Origin of the sequence: Scopulibacillus cellulosilyticus (genome assembly GCF_042665295.1) — a bacterium.
GTDB lineage: Bacteria > Bacillota > Bacilli > Bacillales > Sporolactobacillaceae > Scopulibacillus_A > Scopulibacillus_A cellulosilyticus.
Window position 1 is genome coordinate 346,793 of record NZ_JBHTCO010000004.1, and the last position, 15,480, is coordinate 362,272.

At 38.8% G+C, this 15,480-nt stretch carries 13 protein-coding genes; 9 read left to right on the plus strand and 4 right to left on the minus strand.

From position 1 onward, the window contains the following. Positions 1–14: 14 nt before the first annotated feature. The 9 genes from pstC (at position 15) to ACFQRG_RS04890 (ending at position 8,948) form a co-directional block, all read left to right on the plus strand. The gene (gene pstC / locus ACFQRG_RS04850) at positions 15–977 is read left to right on the plus strand and encodes a phosphate ABC transporter permease subunit PstC (RefSeq protein ID WP_380964293.1); all 963 of its coding nucleotides are present in this window, start codon (positions 15–17) and stop codon (positions 975–977) included. Next, on the plus strand, positions 974–1,858 hold the full coding sequence (pstA, locus tag ACFQRG_RS04855; protein ID WP_380964296.1) for a phosphate ABC transporter permease PstA: 885 nt from the start codon (positions 974–976) through the stop codon (positions 1,856–1,858). The genes pstC and pstA overlap by 4 nt, the downstream gene beginning before the upstream one ends. Before the next feature lie 15 nt (positions 1,859–1,873). Continuing rightward, the gene (gene pstB / locus ACFQRG_RS04860; RefSeq protein ID WP_380964299.1) at positions 1,874–2,677 is read left to right on the plus strand and encodes a phosphate ABC transporter ATP-binding protein PstB; all 804 of its coding nucleotides are present in this window, start codon (positions 1,874–1,876) and stop codon (positions 2,675–2,677) included. 215 nt (positions 2,678–2,892) lie between these two features. Next, the gene (locus ACFQRG_RS04865; protein ID WP_380964302.1) at positions 2,893–3,591 is read left to right on the plus strand and encodes a response regulator; all 699 of its coding nucleotides are present in this window, start codon (positions 2,893–2,895) and stop codon (positions 3,589–3,591) included. Positions 3,592–3,732: 141 nt separating this feature from the next. Next, the gene (locus ACFQRG_RS04870) at positions 3,733–4,680 is read left to right on the plus strand and encodes a carbon-nitrogen hydrolase family protein (protein WP_380964304.1); all 948 of its coding nucleotides are present in this window, start codon (positions 3,733–3,735) and stop codon (positions 4,678–4,680) included. A gap of 76 nt (positions 4,681–4,756) precedes the next feature. After that, a complete protein-coding gene (locus ACFQRG_RS04875) occupies positions 4,757–5,257 on the plus strand; it encodes a cupin domain-containing protein (RefSeq protein WP_380964307.1) in 501 nt (166 codons plus the stop codon). A 231-nt stretch (positions 5,258–5,488) separates the two neighbouring features. Then, entirely contained in the window at positions 5,489–7,156 is a 1,668-nt protein-coding gene (locus ACFQRG_RS04880) for an amidohydrolase (protein ID WP_380964310.1), read from the plus strand. Between the two features lie 104 nt (positions 7,157–7,260). Then, positions 7,261–7,491, plus strand: coding sequence for a DUF3311 domain-containing protein (locus tag ACFQRG_RS04885; RefSeq protein ID WP_380964314.1), 231 nt, complete (start codon positions 7,261–7,263; stop codon positions 7,489–7,491). Next, the gene (locus tag ACFQRG_RS04890) at positions 7,491–8,948 is read left to right on the plus strand and encodes a sodium:solute symporter family protein (RefSeq protein WP_380964315.1); all 1,458 of its coding nucleotides are present in this window, start codon (positions 7,491–7,493) and stop codon (positions 8,946–8,948) included. The genes ACFQRG_RS04885 and ACFQRG_RS04890 overlap by 1 nt, the downstream gene beginning before the upstream one ends. Positions 8,949–9,092: 144 nt before the next feature. Here ACFQRG_RS04890 and ACFQRG_RS04895 read toward each other — a convergent pair whose 3' ends face one another. From ACFQRG_RS04895 to ltaS, 4 genes are all read right to left on the minus strand, one after another. Next, complete coding sequence (locus ACFQRG_RS04895; RefSeq protein ID WP_380964317.1) at positions 9,093–10,019, minus strand: selenium metabolism-associated LysR family transcriptional regulator; 927 nt, start codon at positions 10,017–10,019, stop codon at positions 9,093–9,095. 274 nt (positions 10,020–10,293) lie between these two features. After that, positions 10,294–12,051, minus strand: coding sequence for a CocE/NonD family hydrolase (locus ACFQRG_RS04900; protein WP_380964319.1), 1,758 nt, complete (start codon positions 12,049–12,051; stop codon positions 10,294–10,296). A 306-nt stretch (positions 12,052–12,357) separates the two neighbouring features. Then, positions 12,358–12,633 (minus strand): alpha/beta-type small acid-soluble spore protein, encoded by a 276-nt coding sequence (locus ACFQRG_RS04905; protein ID WP_380964321.1) that lies wholly within the window; start codon positions 12,631–12,633, stop codon positions 12,358–12,360. 126 nt (positions 12,634–12,759) lie between these two features. Beyond that, positions 12,760–14,796, minus strand: coding sequence for a lipoteichoic acid synthase (ltaS, locus tag ACFQRG_RS04910; protein ID WP_380964323.1), 2,037 nt, complete (start codon positions 14,794–14,796; stop codon positions 12,760–12,762). Positions 14,797–15,480 lie beyond the last annotated feature (684 nt).

The following is a 15,480-nucleotide window of genomic DNA, read 5'->3' on the forward strand; positions in this document are numbered from 1 at the left end:
AAAGGGGGTAAACGATGATTGTTAAGAACGGTGAACCTTATGTCGATGATACAGCGATTAATCGAAGGCTAATCAAAAAGGATTTATCATATAAAACAATCTTCTCTAAAAAGAGAGAGTATCGCGGGAAAATTTTAGTATTCATCAGTGCTTCCTTTATTATGGCGGCAACCATTGCTATCACTCTTTTCTTAACATTTCAAGGGATAAGGTCTTTCACGGTTGACAGGGTTAACATTATCAGTTTTCTAGCTGGTCTTAACTGGAATCCGACTGATGTTCAGCATCCGTCTTACGGTGCATTTCCATTTATTTTTGGTTCATTATCGGTGACAATACTGGCAGCATTAGTTGCTGCTCCTATCGGCATCGGCAGTGCTTTGTTTATGACGGAAATTGCAAAAAAATGGGGACAAAAATTTCTTCAGCCGATCATCGAAATACTAGTCGGCATTCCTTCAGTCGTTTACGGACTTATTGGCATGTCAGTGATTATCCCTTTCATTAGATCACAGTTTGGCGGATTAGGTTTTGGGCTGTTAGCCGGAGCCATCGTTGTAGGCGTGATGATTTTACCGACAGTGACGAGTATAGCAGCCGATGCGCTTAAATCAGTACCGGATGATTTACGCCATGCTTCCTATGCGTTAGGTGCAACGAAATGGCAAACGATCTATAAGGTTGTTATCCCGGCTGCATTGCCTTCATTGCTTACGGCAATTGTACTTGGGATGTCAAGGGCATTTGGCGAGGCACTGGCGGTACAGATGGTGATTGGCAATGCCAAGGATCTTCCCCATTCACTCATTGAACCGGCGGCAACGCTAACCACTATTATAACTCTAAGTATGGGACATACAACGGATGGCAGTGTCTTAAATGATGTCCTTTGGTCGCTCGGGTTAATTTTACTCGTTATGTCTTATATATTTATCATTTTGATACGCTTTCTGTCCAGAAGGGGGCGGCTGTTATGAACAGCATGAAAGTTAATCGTATTTCAACCTTCCTTATTATCTGCTGCGCGGTTATAATGGCCGGCATTTTAGCAGGACTCATCGGCTATATATTATATCAAGGTGTGTCCAATATCAGTCTTCACTTTCTTACTTCTGATGCCAGTGCATTTCTGGCTGGAGGAGGTATAAAAAACCAGCTTTGGAATTCCTTTTATATTTTATTGATTACCATGATTTTAACTGTACCTCTTGGCATTGCCGGCGGGATTTATATGGCGGAATACGCAAAGCCAAATAAACTGACTGGTTTCATGCGTTCTTGCCTTGAAGTATTATCTTCTCTGCCATCAATCGTTGTCGGCATGTTCGGCTTGCTCGTTTTTGTTAATTTCTTTCATTGGGAGTACTCGATTTTATCAGGGGCTTTAGCCTTGACTGTGTTTAATCTGCCTGTGATCGTCAGAGTTTGTGAAGATGCCCTTCGTTCTGTCCCTCATGACCAAAGGTTGTCTGGGCTTGCTTTAGGATTGACACAATGGCATACAATCAAAAAAGTGTTGCTGCCTGCCGCTTTTCCCGGTATTTTAACAGGCTTGATTTTATCGGCCGGCAGGGTGTTTGGAGAATCAGCAGCACTCTTATTTACAGCGGGATTATCGACACCAAATCTCGATTTTACCAATTGGAATCCGCTGGCACCCAACTCTCCTTTAAATCTCCTTCGTTCAGCGGAAACATTATCCGTTCATATTTGGGCGGTTAATTCTGACAGTATTATTCCTGATGCGAAACAAGTTGCAAGCGGGGCAGCAGCTGTATTAGTCATATGCATCTTGCTTTTCAACTTATTTGCACGCTGCCTCGGCAAGTTAGTCGAAAGAAAAATGATTGGAAAATAAGAGGAGGCTGATTATATGTTGACACAACTAAAGGAAAAGGTCATTTATCCTGAACCAAAAAAACAATCTGTGATTATTGAAGTGAATGACCTCAATGTTTATTACAAAAATAACCACGCTGTAAAAAATGTATCTATCCCAATTCGGGAGCGATCAATAACCGCTTTAATCGGACCTTCCGGATGCGGAAAATCATCTTTTTTAAGAACGATAAACCGCATGAATGATTTGATTGCAGGTGCCAAATGCCAAGGTGAGATCATGTATGATGGCATTAATCTATTAGACAAGAAAATTGATGTAGTAGCGCTTCGCAAAGAAATAGGTATGGTTTTTCAAAAACCCAACCCTTTCCCCAAATCTATTTACGAAAATATCGCTATGCCGTTAAAATTTTCCGGTATTCGCGGCAAGACGCGTATCAATGAAATTGTTGAGGAAAGCTTGTTCCAGGCAGCATTGTTAGAAGAAGTGAAGGATCGCCTGACCCAATCGGCATTATCGCTATCAGGAGGACAGCAGCAACGGCTTTGTATTGCCAGAGCTCTCGCCTTAAAGCCCAAGGTGCTTCTGTTAGATGAACCGACATCTGCAATAGATCCTGTATCAAGCGCCAAGATTGAAGATTTACTTTTAACATTAAAAAAACAAGTGTCGCTCGTAATCGTTACTCACAACATGCAACAAGCAGCAAGGATCGCAGATCAAACCGCCTTTTTCTATGAAGGAGAGGTCGTGGAATATGATGATACGCCTGTTATGTTTACCAACCCGGCTTTTAAAAGAACAGAAGACTATATCAACGGCCGATTTGGGTAAATATAGAATGATAGTATTAAAAAGTCGCTCCAAAAGAGAGGGAAGTTGCCCCTAAAAGGGGGAGAGGCCGCTCCTAAAGCGAGAAAAGTTACCCCTAAAAGGGAGAAGTTGACTATTGCATCTAAAAAATTACTGGTAATAGTAAGAGAGTTGCTTATAATTTGATATATTAGTTAAAAAGAATTATAAAAAATGAAGCAGGGAGTAGTCATTCAATGAAAAAAATTTTAGTCGTTGAAGATGAACAATCAATTGTAACTTTACTCGAATATAACTTATCACAGGCAGGATTTCATGTTTTGGCAGCATCAGACGGCCACACTGCTATAAAGCTGGCGGAAGAAGAACGGCCTGATTTGACGGTTCTTGATCTTATGCTTCCAGGCATGGACGGCCTTGATGTATGCCGGTATATGCGTGAACAACAATTGATGATTCCTATTATTATGTTAACGGCTAAAGATGACGAATTCGATAAGGTATTAGGACTTGAACTTGGCGCCGATGACTATATGACAAAACCATTTAGCCCGAGAGAATTGATCGTTCGTATTAAGACAATTCTCCGCCGGTTCGAACAAGCGTCTGAAGAGATACAACCCGCGGATCACACATCTATGACTATTGGGGAAATTTTAATTTATCCAGAAAAATACGAAGCCTACGTTCGCGGCAAAGAAATTGTTTTAACATCAAAAGAATTTGAATTGCTTGTTTACCTCGCAAAACATAAAAGGCGCGTTCTGTCACGAAAGCAATTGCTGAATGCGGTATGGAATTTTGACTTTGCCGGGGATACCCGTATCGTTGATGTTCACATAAGCCATTTACGCAGCAAAATAGAGGAGGACACAAAAAAGCCATATTATATTAAAACCGTTCGGGGTCTTGGATATAAGCTTGAGGTGCCGTGATTTAAACCTTGTAAACTATTTGATCGATTTTAGAAGCTAATTTAGGTTAGATAATAATAAATTATAAATACTTACATAATGATTTGTGTTAGTTTTACTTATAAGAAGAGATATAATCCTAATAGATTGCGAGTGATAAAAATGGAAAAAGCAATTGACCATGTAAAAGTTGCCGTTGTCCAAGCAGCCCCAGTGATAATGAATCTTAATAAAACCCTTGAAAAGGTGCGTTCTTTAACTTCTGATGCCGCTGAACGAGGTGCGCGATTAGTCCTATTCCCTGAAGCTTTTATTCCCGCATATCCAAGAGGAATGACATTTGGAACGAGGGTAGGGAGCCGTTCGGAAAAAGGCAGAGATGATTGGTATCGATATTGGAGTAATTCAATCTGCGTTCCAAGTCATGAAACGGAAATCTTAGGTTCGATAGCGAAAGATTATAACGTTTACCTCATCATTGGCGTTATTGAAAGAGAGCATAAATCTGGAACACTGTACTGTACGGCGCTTCATTTTAGTCCGGATGGCATTCTTTTAGGCAAGCATCGTAAATTAAAACCAACAGCTACTGAAAGAGTCATATGGGGAGAAGGGGATGGCAGCACGCTTCCTGTTTTTCAAACCCCTTTCGGAAAAATTGGAAGCTTAATATGCTGGGAGAATTACATGCCCCTTGCCCGTATGTCGATGTACAGCCAAGGCATCGAGTTATATTTAGCCCCAACAGCTGATGCTAGGGAAGTATGGCAATCTTCTATCAGACATATTGCCTTAGAGGGAAGATGTTTTGTTTTATCCTGTAACCAATTTGTGACGAAAGATATGTATCCAACTGATTTGGCATGTTATGAGGAATTAGAATCGGAACCTGCTGTTATGTGCAACGGCGGCAGTGCGATCGTCGGACCTTTAGGAGATTATGTCGTTGCCCCTGTGTTTGGAAAAGAAGACATTCTCATCGGAGATTTAGATTTAACGCAAATCGCAAAAAGCCGGTTTGATTTTGATGTTAATGGACATTATTCTCGACCGGATGTTTTCAAAATGTCAATTGATAAAACAAAAAAGATGAATCTTATTGATGAATAAAGTATGATTGGATAAACCCGGCCTTGATCATTTTATCAAGGCTGTTTTTATCTTGTAAACTGAAAAGAGGGATTAAATGGATATTCAATCTCAAACCTATTATTTTGATGATGATGGCACGATTCCAAACAACCCTGATTTACCATTATTAATTTATGAAAATGTTTTAGGACAAAATCAATCATTTAATGATATTTTTCAGAAAAATTTTTGGATTAATACTTGGGTCGGCGGTGTTTTTTCCTATCACCACTTTCATAGCACAGCCCATGAGGTTCTTGGTGTTGAAAGCGGCAATGCCATTTTGCGATTAGGAGGTGAAAAAGGTAAGGACATTGAAGTAAACAAAGGAGATGTACTGATTATACCTGCAGGAGTTGGGCATAAAAACATCAAATCATCTGCAGATTTCACCGTAGTCGGAGGGTATCCAAAGGGACAAGATTGGGATTTATGTACCGGGGAGAGCAAAGATAGACCAAAATTTCTCCAGAATATAAAACATGTCCCGCTTCCGGAAACGGATCCGGTTTTTGGTTCAAAAGGTCCGTTGATCGATGCATGGAAAATTAAATAAGAGCTGTTTATGCCTCTATCATTATCAGTCCGTTTATATGCAAAACGGACTTTTATTTAAATTTGTAATAATGTTTATTAGAAATTGAAATATATCTAAATTTGTCGAAGGGATTGCCTGTCCAAAAATTGAATGTTTTAATATAATTTAATATTGTAAAAAGTAAGGTCATTAACACATCATTAAGATCTGATCTAATTTTATTTTAGTAAATAGGGGAGAGGATTTAATGTGAATAAGGCAGATTTAGTCATTACAAATGCCAACATTTTAACTCTTGATGGCGAAAACCGAAAAGCGGGCTCGTTAGCTGTCAGAAATGGCCGTATTATTGGCCTATGGACAAATGCTGAGCCGCCAAAAAGCGAGGTGACTATCTCACCCCAGACAGAAGTACTGGATTTAAGAGGCGCAACATTAATTCCGGGATTCATTGATACACATAACCATATTTTGCATTATGCCCAGTCTAAAAATAAAGTTAATTGCAGCACACCGCCAAATCAGAACATTGATGATATTTTGGAAAATATTCGATTAAAAGTTGAAGAAACGCCTAAAGGACAATGGATTCAAGGATACGGCTATGATGATACGTTACTCGAGGATAAGCGTCATCCAACAAGGCAGGATTTAGATAAAGTTTCGCCTGATCATCCGGTTTTTATCACGCATATTTCCAGTCACTTAGCTGCAGGGAACAGCAAAGCATTAGAGTTAGCAGGAATTGGCGATAATGTATCTGATTTGAAAGGCGGGCATTTTGGCCGCGATGAAAGCGGACAAGTTAATGGCGTTCTTTATGAAGAACCGGCAATGGAACCGGTAATGAAGAAGATTCCTAATTATACGGAAGAAGAACTGATAAGTCTATTAGGAGAAGCTTCACAGGATTATCTGGCGCAGGGGATTACGACAAATACAGACGCTGCTGTAGGAATGCATAATGGAGAAATAGAACTTAATATTCATCTTAAAGCGGCAAAACAGGGCACAAATCCAATGCGTACACAATTAATGATCATGCATACATTAATGCGGGACGGCGGTATATTTGGCGGATACACCGCGAAACAAGTCGATGAAAAAATTCAAGAACAATCCGACAGTCTTGTTCGTCTCGACAGCGCAAAGTTATTTCAGGACGGTTCAATCCAAGGATTAACTGGTGCACTAAGGAAGCCTTATCACTGTGATTCAAAAGTATTGGGTGAGCTCTTCTTTGATCAAAAGGCCTTTAATGAAGAAATATTAGACTTACATAAGCGCGGCTTTAGAATTGCGATTCATGGAAACGGTGATCGGGCGATAGGTTCAATTTTGGAAGCGTATACAAATGCGTTGGAAAAGGCGCCGCGATCAGATCATCGCCACCGTATTGAACATGTGCAAACGGCGACAGCAGAAGATTTGGATAAAATGAAAGCTCTTGGTGTGGCAGGTTCTGTTTTTATAAATCATGTTTATTATTGGGGAGACAGGCATAAACGAATATTCCTTGGACCTGATCGTGCCAAACGAATCAGCCCGCTGGCTGATATTGTTGAGCGTGATATTCTCTTTGCATTACATTCAGATTGCCCTGTCACACCAATTTCCCCTCTTTTCTCCGTATGGGCTGCAGTCAATCGCTTAACAAGGGAAGGGGAAGTTCTAGGGCCCGAACAAAGAATTGATGTCATTACCGCATTAAAATCAATGACTATATACGGGGCAAAATTTACTTTCGACGAAGAAAACAGTGGAAGCATCGAATTAGGAAAGTGTGCGGATTTTGCGGTTTTAGAAGATGATCCAACAGAGGTTGATCCTAAGGATATTAAAGACATTTCGATACTTGCAACGATAATAGATGGAAAGGTTGTTTACGAGAAAAAGGGAAGTGTTCTTTTGAAATAGTGCCAAAGGTCTCGGGATTAATTTCCCGAGACTATAAATAAAGTAAACTGATAAAAATTCCTAATATTCCGTAATTTTGTTTAAATTAAGAAGGGCGGGAGCTTATGTCATTTCGACAGGTAGCCAGCGTTATCATTGGTATCGTTATTCCATTTATTGCTGTGGTCGGTATGTTGCCTTTTATTGGGAGATTAGATGTTCATGTCTTTGGTATTCCATTTCTCTATTTCTGGATGTTTATGTGGTTTCCGCTGACATCTGTTTGTCTGTGGATTTGCTGGTTTGCTTTTGACAAGCCCAGGTTTAAAGAATCGGCAAAAGGAAGTGATGAATAGTGGCTGCTCTTGTTTTTGCTGTCGTTATTTTATTGACCCTTTTCCTTGCGTTATATTCCCGCCGCGGTAATGATATGTTGAACATTGAGCAATATTTAGTCGGCGGCAGGTCATTTGGCGGTATCTTAGTTTTCTTTTTAGCGGTTGGTGAAATTTACAGCATCGGAACAATGATTGGATTTCCCGGAGGTATTTTCGGGCAAGGTCCAAGTTACGGCATTTGGTTTCTCGGCTATATATTGTTAGGTTACACACTTCTCTATTTCATCATGCCAATGATCTGGCGGGCGGGAAAGCAATATGGAGCCATGACAGTTCCCGATATTTTTAAGCATCATTATTCCCATAGAGGTGTTGAAGTGGTTGTTGCGATAACGATAGTCATTGCGGCAATTCCTTGGGCACAATTACAGTTTGAAGGATTAGCTGTTGCACTCAGTGCGTTAGGTTTCCATTTTTCCATGACTACATTAGTTATTATATCAGGATGTATCGCATTCTTTTATGTATTTGCTTCCGGTATAAAGGCGCCGGCATTGATTTCCTTTGTCAAGGATGTCCTCGTCATTGGGGCGGTTATCATTACAGGCGTTGTTGCGGTAACGAAGGTTGGCGGCGTTTCTCATCTATTCAATATTGCAGAGCAGCATGGAGCACCCGTAACAATTAACAGTTCAGAAGCCATTATTTTTGCCATGTCAACAATTGTTTTTCAGGCTTTGGGATTTGCTTGTGCACCAACGATTGCTGCTGTTGCGTTTACAGGTAAATCGGAAGCAACGATGAAGAAAACACAAACATTTATGCCTCTATACATGCTCATGTATCCTTTCTTAATCTTTGCAACCTACTATACTTTTGTTGCTGCACCGGGACTTAAAAATCCGGACAATGCATTTATGGCTACAGTGACATCAATTATGCCATCGTGGTTAATTGGTCTGGTGGCAGCCGGAGCAGCGCTTTCGGGTCTTTTGGTACTTGCCATTAATTGTTTAGGGCTTGGTGCGAATGTTTCAAGAAATCTCTTGCCCAATATTTCAGAAAGGTCACAGAGGAAGTGGGTGAGAATGGTTATTGTTATGTACCTTTTAGTAGCAATCGTTTTAACTTTGTTTACATCACAGTTAATGTTAACTGTCATCAACATTAATTATTATCTAACTACACAAATTCTCCCTGGGTTATTAGCTGTTTTTTTCTCTCGTAAAATCAATGCGGCTGGTATTATATCAGGAATTGTGGTGGGGGTTGTCTCTGCACTAACTATGTATTTTACCCATGTCAATTTTTATGGGATTAACATTGGACTGATCGCCCTAGTGTTAAACTTTATTGTGACATTTGCAGTCAGCGCAGCATTTGGTAAAAATTATAAATTGGTTAAGCCAATTCATAATCCGGACATTCAACCAAAAAATGATGATGATAATCCGCCAACTGTGGTCGTTGAATAGTACAAAGGCATGAGCTTAGCTTAACAAGCATACAATACACCTGCTTCCCTTTAGGAAACGGGTGTATTTAGTTTGTTTTCATACGTTAAGTATAAATTGGCAGCAGTAGAGGCCAATTCGACGAAGTGGCCAGTTGCCTGCGCCTTAAGGCTTGGCACCACCCAAATTTTCTTTATAGTACGAGTAGATAAATGAGAGAAATGTTTCACCAGGAAGTGTCAGTTTCTTATCATCATATATCGTGAAAAATTTTCGTTTTAAAGGGATTCCTTGGATAGATAATTGCCGAAGTGTTTTTAACCGAAGTTCCTTTAGGACGGCGACTTTTGAGATGATTGAAATACCCATTCCCGATTCAACCGCGGATTTAATCGACTCGGTATTCTCCAGTTCAAGAACAATGTTTAATTGATCCGGGTCAAGATTGTTTCTCTTTAACTGTTCCTCAATAACCCGCCTTGTGCCTGATCCTGATTCCCGCAGAATGATTGGTGCAGAGAAAAGTTCCTTTTGACTAATAAAATAGTTTTTGTCGTTAAGGATAGAATGTGACCATTCATAAGGTGTGATAACAACTAATTCGTCTTCTAAAAATGGTCTCTGACAAAATTGCGGGTAAGAAATGTCAGATTGGATAAAGGCAAGCTGAATTTCTCCGTTTGAAAGTTTCTTGATAATTTGTTCGGAATTGTATATTTTCATTATTATTTGTACATTGGGGTATTGTTTTTTGTAAAGACCGAGTACATAAGGAAGAATATGCTCGCCGATTGTTACACTTGCGCCAATAATCAATTCGCCATGAATCGACCCTGAAAACTGGGCAATCTCTCTTTCTGTTTGAGAAACCAAGTTTAATATTTTTTCAGCAGATTGAAACAGAATTTCGCCTGCTTGGGTTAAGTCAATCTTCTTGGTGGTTCTTTTAAAGAGTTTTACATTAAGAGATTCTTCAAGCTGCTGAATTTGTGAGCTGACACTTGGCTGTGAAAGATGAAGGATTTTCGCAGTTTTAGAAAAATTTTTCTGCTTGGCAGCGGTATAAAACACTTTTAAATGTTCAAAGTTCATTTTTTCTCCTTTAGATATTTTATATTTATTTGTGTTAATGTCCTATCATTTGGTTTAGTTATATTATTTATCAAACATCCGAATATGTCAAAATATTTCGAAGGTATTGAACAACTTAAGATATGGCAATTTAGAAGTACAAAGCTACAGTGAAAAACAAGTAACTTATAGGTTACTTGTTTTTTGCAGGGAAGAAGCAATAGAAGCAATTTATAATTGCAGATCTTAATTAAAATGCCGAAGTTCCATAGGAGATGTAGCCAGCGAAGCATAATTATTTTTTTGCCGGGATAATCGGCAAAATAACATGCGACGGATACTTTTCATTATGATATATAGCTTGCTTTGCAATTTTTACTTCAGTACTATCCTTCATCGTTCTTCCGGTATTTGGATTAATATCAAACCTTGGAAAATTACTTGAGGAAACTTCAATTCTAATAGAATGGCCGGGAAGAAAGACATTACTGGTTGACCATAAGTCAATTTCATACTCAACGACTTCTCCATCTAAGTCAGCTTCCGGTATAAAGCCGTTTCTGTATCTGGCACGTATAATGCCATCTGTTAAATTATAGGCCGTACCATCCGGCAGCACATCAACAAGTTTTCCGGTAAAATCCGTATCTTTCGCATCAGTTTTCGCCCAAAGTTTGACTTTAACTGGCCCTGTAACTTCAAGCGCTTCTTCTAAAGGTTCCGATGTATAAACTAAAACGTCGTCTCTTTCCTCAACTTTCCTTTGATCAAGAGGTCCTACCTGATTGATGCCGTCGTATAAAGTCCCGCCGCCTTGAGTTAACACCGGATGATGCGGATCATAGATAAACTGATCAACAGGTTCATCAGCCGGTTTTTTTACTGTTAAACGTCCGTCACCGTTTCTTGTATTAGCTTTTCCTTCACTATGAAAATAATAAGGTGTATATATTGTACGGGCGAGCGGCCACTCTTGTTCATCACGCCATTCATTAATTCCCATCACAAAGATTTTAACCGGCGCTTCTCCCGTAATGTCCGTATCAATGTTTTTCAGCCAATAATCAAACCAGCGTATATGAAGATTAGTAAGGTCTTCTTTGAGATCAATCCAATTTTCGGAAGCGTGAACACCAAATGATCGCTCACCAATAAGGGAACTGAAATCACCATGCGCCCATGGGCCAACGATTAATTTTTGATTATCTTTTACCTTTGGGTCTTCCGCTTGTTTCTTGATTTTTATGTAATTATCAATCGTGGAACCTAATAAGCAGTCATACCATCCGCCGGCATGATAAGCGGGAATATTAATTTGTTCGAACTTTCCTGCAATACCTGTCTTGTCCCAAAAGTCATCTTCCAGATTATATTGTAAGAGTTCAAAGAAAAAGTCAGCGACGCCAAGTTCTTTGATCGGCGGCCACTCATTAATAGGCGAATAGCGGTACCATTCGCTTATATTGTTAAAACTCTTTGCCAAGGAATTCATAGCTTCAGCATATGTTTTTTCATTTTTATGTTTTCTTTTTAATAAATCAGGTACTATCGATTCAAGAACCCAAGTCTCAAAAAGGCCCAATTCATAGGCGCCATTATGGAATAGCAGACCGTTTCTGGAATCATGAGAAGTCATTGCCGGGAAAATCGCATATAGATGCGGCGGCCGTTCACTTGCTGCTGATAACTGAGTAAATCCGTAATAAGAAAGACCAAACATTCCTACTTTGCCAGATGAATAAGGAAGCTTGGCTGCCCATTCTACCGTATCATAACCGTCGGCAGCCTCGTACTTAAATGGAAAGAACTCTCCTTCAGATTTATACCGCCCCCGGACATCCTGAATAATAACAACGTAGCCGTTTTCAACAAGCCTGTTTGTATCGAGATAACGGTGTGAATAAAAGGGTAAATCCTTACTATATGGCAGGCGGGTGAGCATGACAGGGAATTGTCCATCTTGATTAGGTCTATAAATATCAGAATAAAGAATTGTACCATCCCGCTTTGTACAAGGAACATTTTTTTCTAATAAGATTTGTGATGTTTTCATAAAATTAAACTCCTCTTTTAAGAATTAGATCGAAATTAGCCCCTGTTAATATCATAGCATAATAGTTTTTTTATAGATTGAATAATGCGAATATTTATGACAAGTACCTTTATATTTGTTCAATTTGATGCTGATCATTAGGCCCGAAGCTGGGAATTCCGCAAATGATTTAAAGCCGTGCCCAATTCGGTGTTATAAAATTGTTGAAAATGAAATTGAGTGAGTTTTTTTAGAAATAAAGTAAATCATTCCTGCCAACGACAGGAATGATTTTAAAAATGCTTTGGCATTTTTCAGAAGGATAGTTTATTGCTTATTTTTTAAGCTGTTTTCAGCCATTTGAACCATTTCTTTAACCATTTGCCCGCCAATATTGCCGCCGATCTTTCCGGCTTGTTTGGCGGTTATATCGCCATTATAGCCTTTTTTTAAGGGAACCCCAAGATCTTGGGCCATTTCGTACTTTGCATTTTCCGGACGATTGACATTGACATTGTAACCTTGTTCAGCCATGACTTTTTCTTTAAGCTGCTGCATGCCCTTTTTTGCTCCAGGAACAAGATAATGGTTATTATTAGCCATAAATAAACCTCCTTCATTGCTATTATTCCCAATTATCTTTGGAATTTGTAATTAAAATAAAAACCCCCTCGACCTTATAAAAGGGGAGGGGGAAATGGATTAGTTATTTATATTCTCGTTTTTTGATTATTTATCTGATTGGCTGTTACTATCTCCACCAGAGGAATTTTGTTTCAGAGCTTTTTCATGTTTTTTTTCAGCCACACCAGGAATTTTTAATTTATCCTCATTGGTTAAGCCCTGTGTTTGGTCGCTGGCATAGTTTATTTTCGCCCTATTGACCGGTTTATATCCTTTAGGATGATAGAAGCGAAGCAAATCGCCGTATACAACTTTATCGGAAAGGGCAAGTTCTTTTTTAACTACATTGTCATAAGGTTTGCAGGCCTTAGGATTTGCAGCAACCTTGCCTGATGGGTTTTGATAACAAACACCGTTGACTTGAGTGTATTTAGGTGTAGCAAAATCACCGTTTCTAAATGGTACAATTTGTCTGTGATCATTTGATAACAGGTCAGAACCGAAAGAGATATAATCCTTCGTATCAACACCAAGCAGGTGCAGGATTGTCGGACGAACATCAACTTCGCCGCCATAGGTATGATCAATTTTACCTTTTACACCAGGAACGTGAATGAACAATGGTACTCTTTGTAATTGAGCATTCTCATACGGTGTAATTTTTTGTCCCATAACTTGAGACATGGCTTTGTTATGGTTTTCTGAAATACCATAGTGGTCACCATATAATACGATAATAGTATGGTTGTATAGACCGTCCTTCTTCAGGTTATTAAAGAATTGTTCAAGCGCTTCGTCCATGTAGTGCGCTGTTTGGAAATAACGGTTAACCACACTGTCCCCGGTATCGGCAGCAGGGAAGTCGATATCTTCCTTAGGCAAGACGAACGGGAAGTGGTTCGACAGCCAAATCATTTTAGCGTAGAACGGTTGTTTAAGTCCTTCAAGGTATGGCATAGATTCTTGTACAAACGGTTTGTCTTTCATACCGTAGTTGATAACGTTCTTATCACTCATATCATAATATTGAGAGTCAAAGAATTTCTCATAACCCAATGCTTTGTACATATCATCACGATTCCAGAATGAACCGGTGTTACCGTGCAAGGCAGCAGTCGTATAGCCGCGTTGATCGAGAATCGATGGCGCTGCTTGATATGTGTTTGAAGATTTAGTTGAAAAGACCGATCCTTGTGGCAACGGGAATAATGAGTTTTCCATCATAAACTCAGCATCTGATGTTTTACCTTGGCCTGTTTGGTGGAAAAAGTTATCAAAGTAGAACGTGTTCTTATCATGAGTCAGCTTGTTCAAAAATGGTGTAACTTCTTTTCCGTCAAGTTTATAATTAATCATCCAATTTTGCAGGGATTCCATTGATATATATATAACGTTCATCCCTTTGGCTTTACCATAGTATTCAGGATTTGGTTTAGTGTAATTGGATTTCGTCCAGTTTTCAACGTCTGTTAAGTCGTTGCTGTCAGCAAACGCTCTTTGTGCTGTTGTCATGGAGGTTTGAATAATGTCGTATATTTGATAATTGTATTGACCAAGATATTTAACAAGATAGTTTCGGTCAAATGTCCGGCTTAACAGCTGCGGACGATCGGCTTCCGCAAGACTCAAGTTAACTATGAAAACCATAATCGCTGTGGTAAATACAGCCAGCACTGCACGGCCTTTTATACGTTCTTGCGGCTTGATGACTTTAAACAGGATCAGTGCAAGAATAATGATCGTATCTGCAAAGAATAAGATATCATACGGCTTCATAAGGGCCGTGGCGCTTCCAGAAACTTCGCCAAAGTTTTGAGTCTGTGCAAGTGTCGGCAGAGTAATGAAATCGTTAAAAAACCGGTAATAAACGACATTTGCATATAATACAAAAGATAAGATGAAATTGATGATAAACATCGCCCAATATCGGCCGCGCCCTTTAAAGAATAAGGCTATACCAAAGAAAAAGAGTGCCGAACTGATTGGGTTAATGAAAAGCAAGAATGCCTGCATCTTGTTATCAATGCCAAGATGAAACTGCGTCTTATACGTGATATAAGTTTTTGCCCAGAACATGATAACTACTACAAAAAATAAAATAAATTTTTTATTTAGTAGGCTCTGGATTTTTTTTAGATTCATATTTTTTTTGTACCTCCTCATTGCCAACAATGACTTCAAGGTTTCTCCCGTTTTTTTTTTAACATCAAATGCTATAGGCAGACAACCCCCCCTCGAAAAAAAGAGAGAGCAGCAAAACATATTCCACATTATTTTAGCGCGCTGATAAAAAATGTCAAGTGTAAGTCCTGTTTGACCGCTGTGACAAGGGTAATTGATTCTATTACAATTATAGCCAAAAATAAGAGGAAATCGTAACATTTGTGCAGCGGCGGGATTTATAGCTGTAAAATAAATGTATGTCCTGAATTAAATTATGATTTATAAATTTAATTTTATGAGTTGAAATTTTATATTTCTTATTTCTGAATATTTTAACAGAGGGTGTTAAGTTCCGTTTTTGAGGCAATATTACTATAAGTATTTACCCATATTAAGAAGCAATAAAACCATTTTAAATTTTTAAATGATTTATTTGGGTGATAAGTCCTGTTTTTATAATTATAATTGTGTAAGTAGTTCCTTTTTCAAATATAACAAAAAAACCGACGAAAGAGGAGAGCCTGGTTAATCATTATTCAATTTAAATTTTTTGGGGTATGTTAAAAAAGATGTGAAAAATTACATGATTACCATATGAAACAATGGTGCGGGTTAATATTAATTTAGCAAAACATATGGACGTTTAAAATAAGAATGAAGAAC

What these genes read in the sequence shown, in the direction of transcription:
- pstC (WP_380964293.1), top strand. Translation starts at nt 15, where the DNA reads ATGATTGTTAAGAACGGTGAACCTTATGTCGATGATACAGCGATTAAT.
- pstA (WP_380964296.1), top strand. Translation starts at nt 974, where the DNA reads ATGAACAGCATGAAAGTTAATCGTATTTCAACCTTCCTTATTATCTGC.
- pstB (WP_380964299.1), top strand. Translation starts at nt 1,874, where the DNA reads ATGTTGACACAACTAAAGGAAAAGGTCATTTATCCTGAACCAAAAAAA.
- ACFQRG_RS04865 (WP_380964302.1), top strand. Translation starts at nt 2,893, where the DNA reads ATGAAAAAAATTTTAGTCGTTGAAGATGAACAATCAATTGTAACTTTA.
- ACFQRG_RS04870 (WP_380964304.1), top strand. Translation starts at nt 3,733, where the DNA reads ATGGAAAAAGCAATTGACCATGTAAAAGTTGCCGTTGTCCAAGCAGCC.
- ACFQRG_RS04875 (WP_380964307.1), top strand. Translation starts at nt 4,757, where the DNA reads ATGGATATTCAATCTCAAACCTATTATTTTGATGATGATGGCACGATT.
- ACFQRG_RS04885 (WP_380964314.1), top strand. Translation starts at nt 7,261, where the DNA reads ATGTCATTTCGACAGGTAGCCAGCGTTATCATTGGTATCGTTATTCCA.
- ACFQRG_RS04895 (WP_380964317.1), bottom strand. Translation starts at nt 10,019, where the DNA reads ATGAACTTTGAACATTTAAAAGTGTTTTATACCGCTGCCAAGCAGAAA.
- ACFQRG_RS04900 (WP_380964319.1), bottom strand. Translation starts at nt 12,051, where the DNA reads ATGAAAACATCACAAATCTTATTAGAAAAAAATGTTCCTTGTACAAAG.
- ACFQRG_RS04905 (WP_380964321.1), bottom strand. Translation starts at nt 12,633, where the DNA reads ATGGCTAATAATAACCATTATCTTGTTCCTGGAGCAAAAAAGGGCATG.
- ltaS (WP_380964323.1), bottom strand. Translation starts at nt 14,796, where the DNA reads ATGAATCTAAAAAAAATCCAGAGCCTACTAAATAAAAAATTTATTTTA.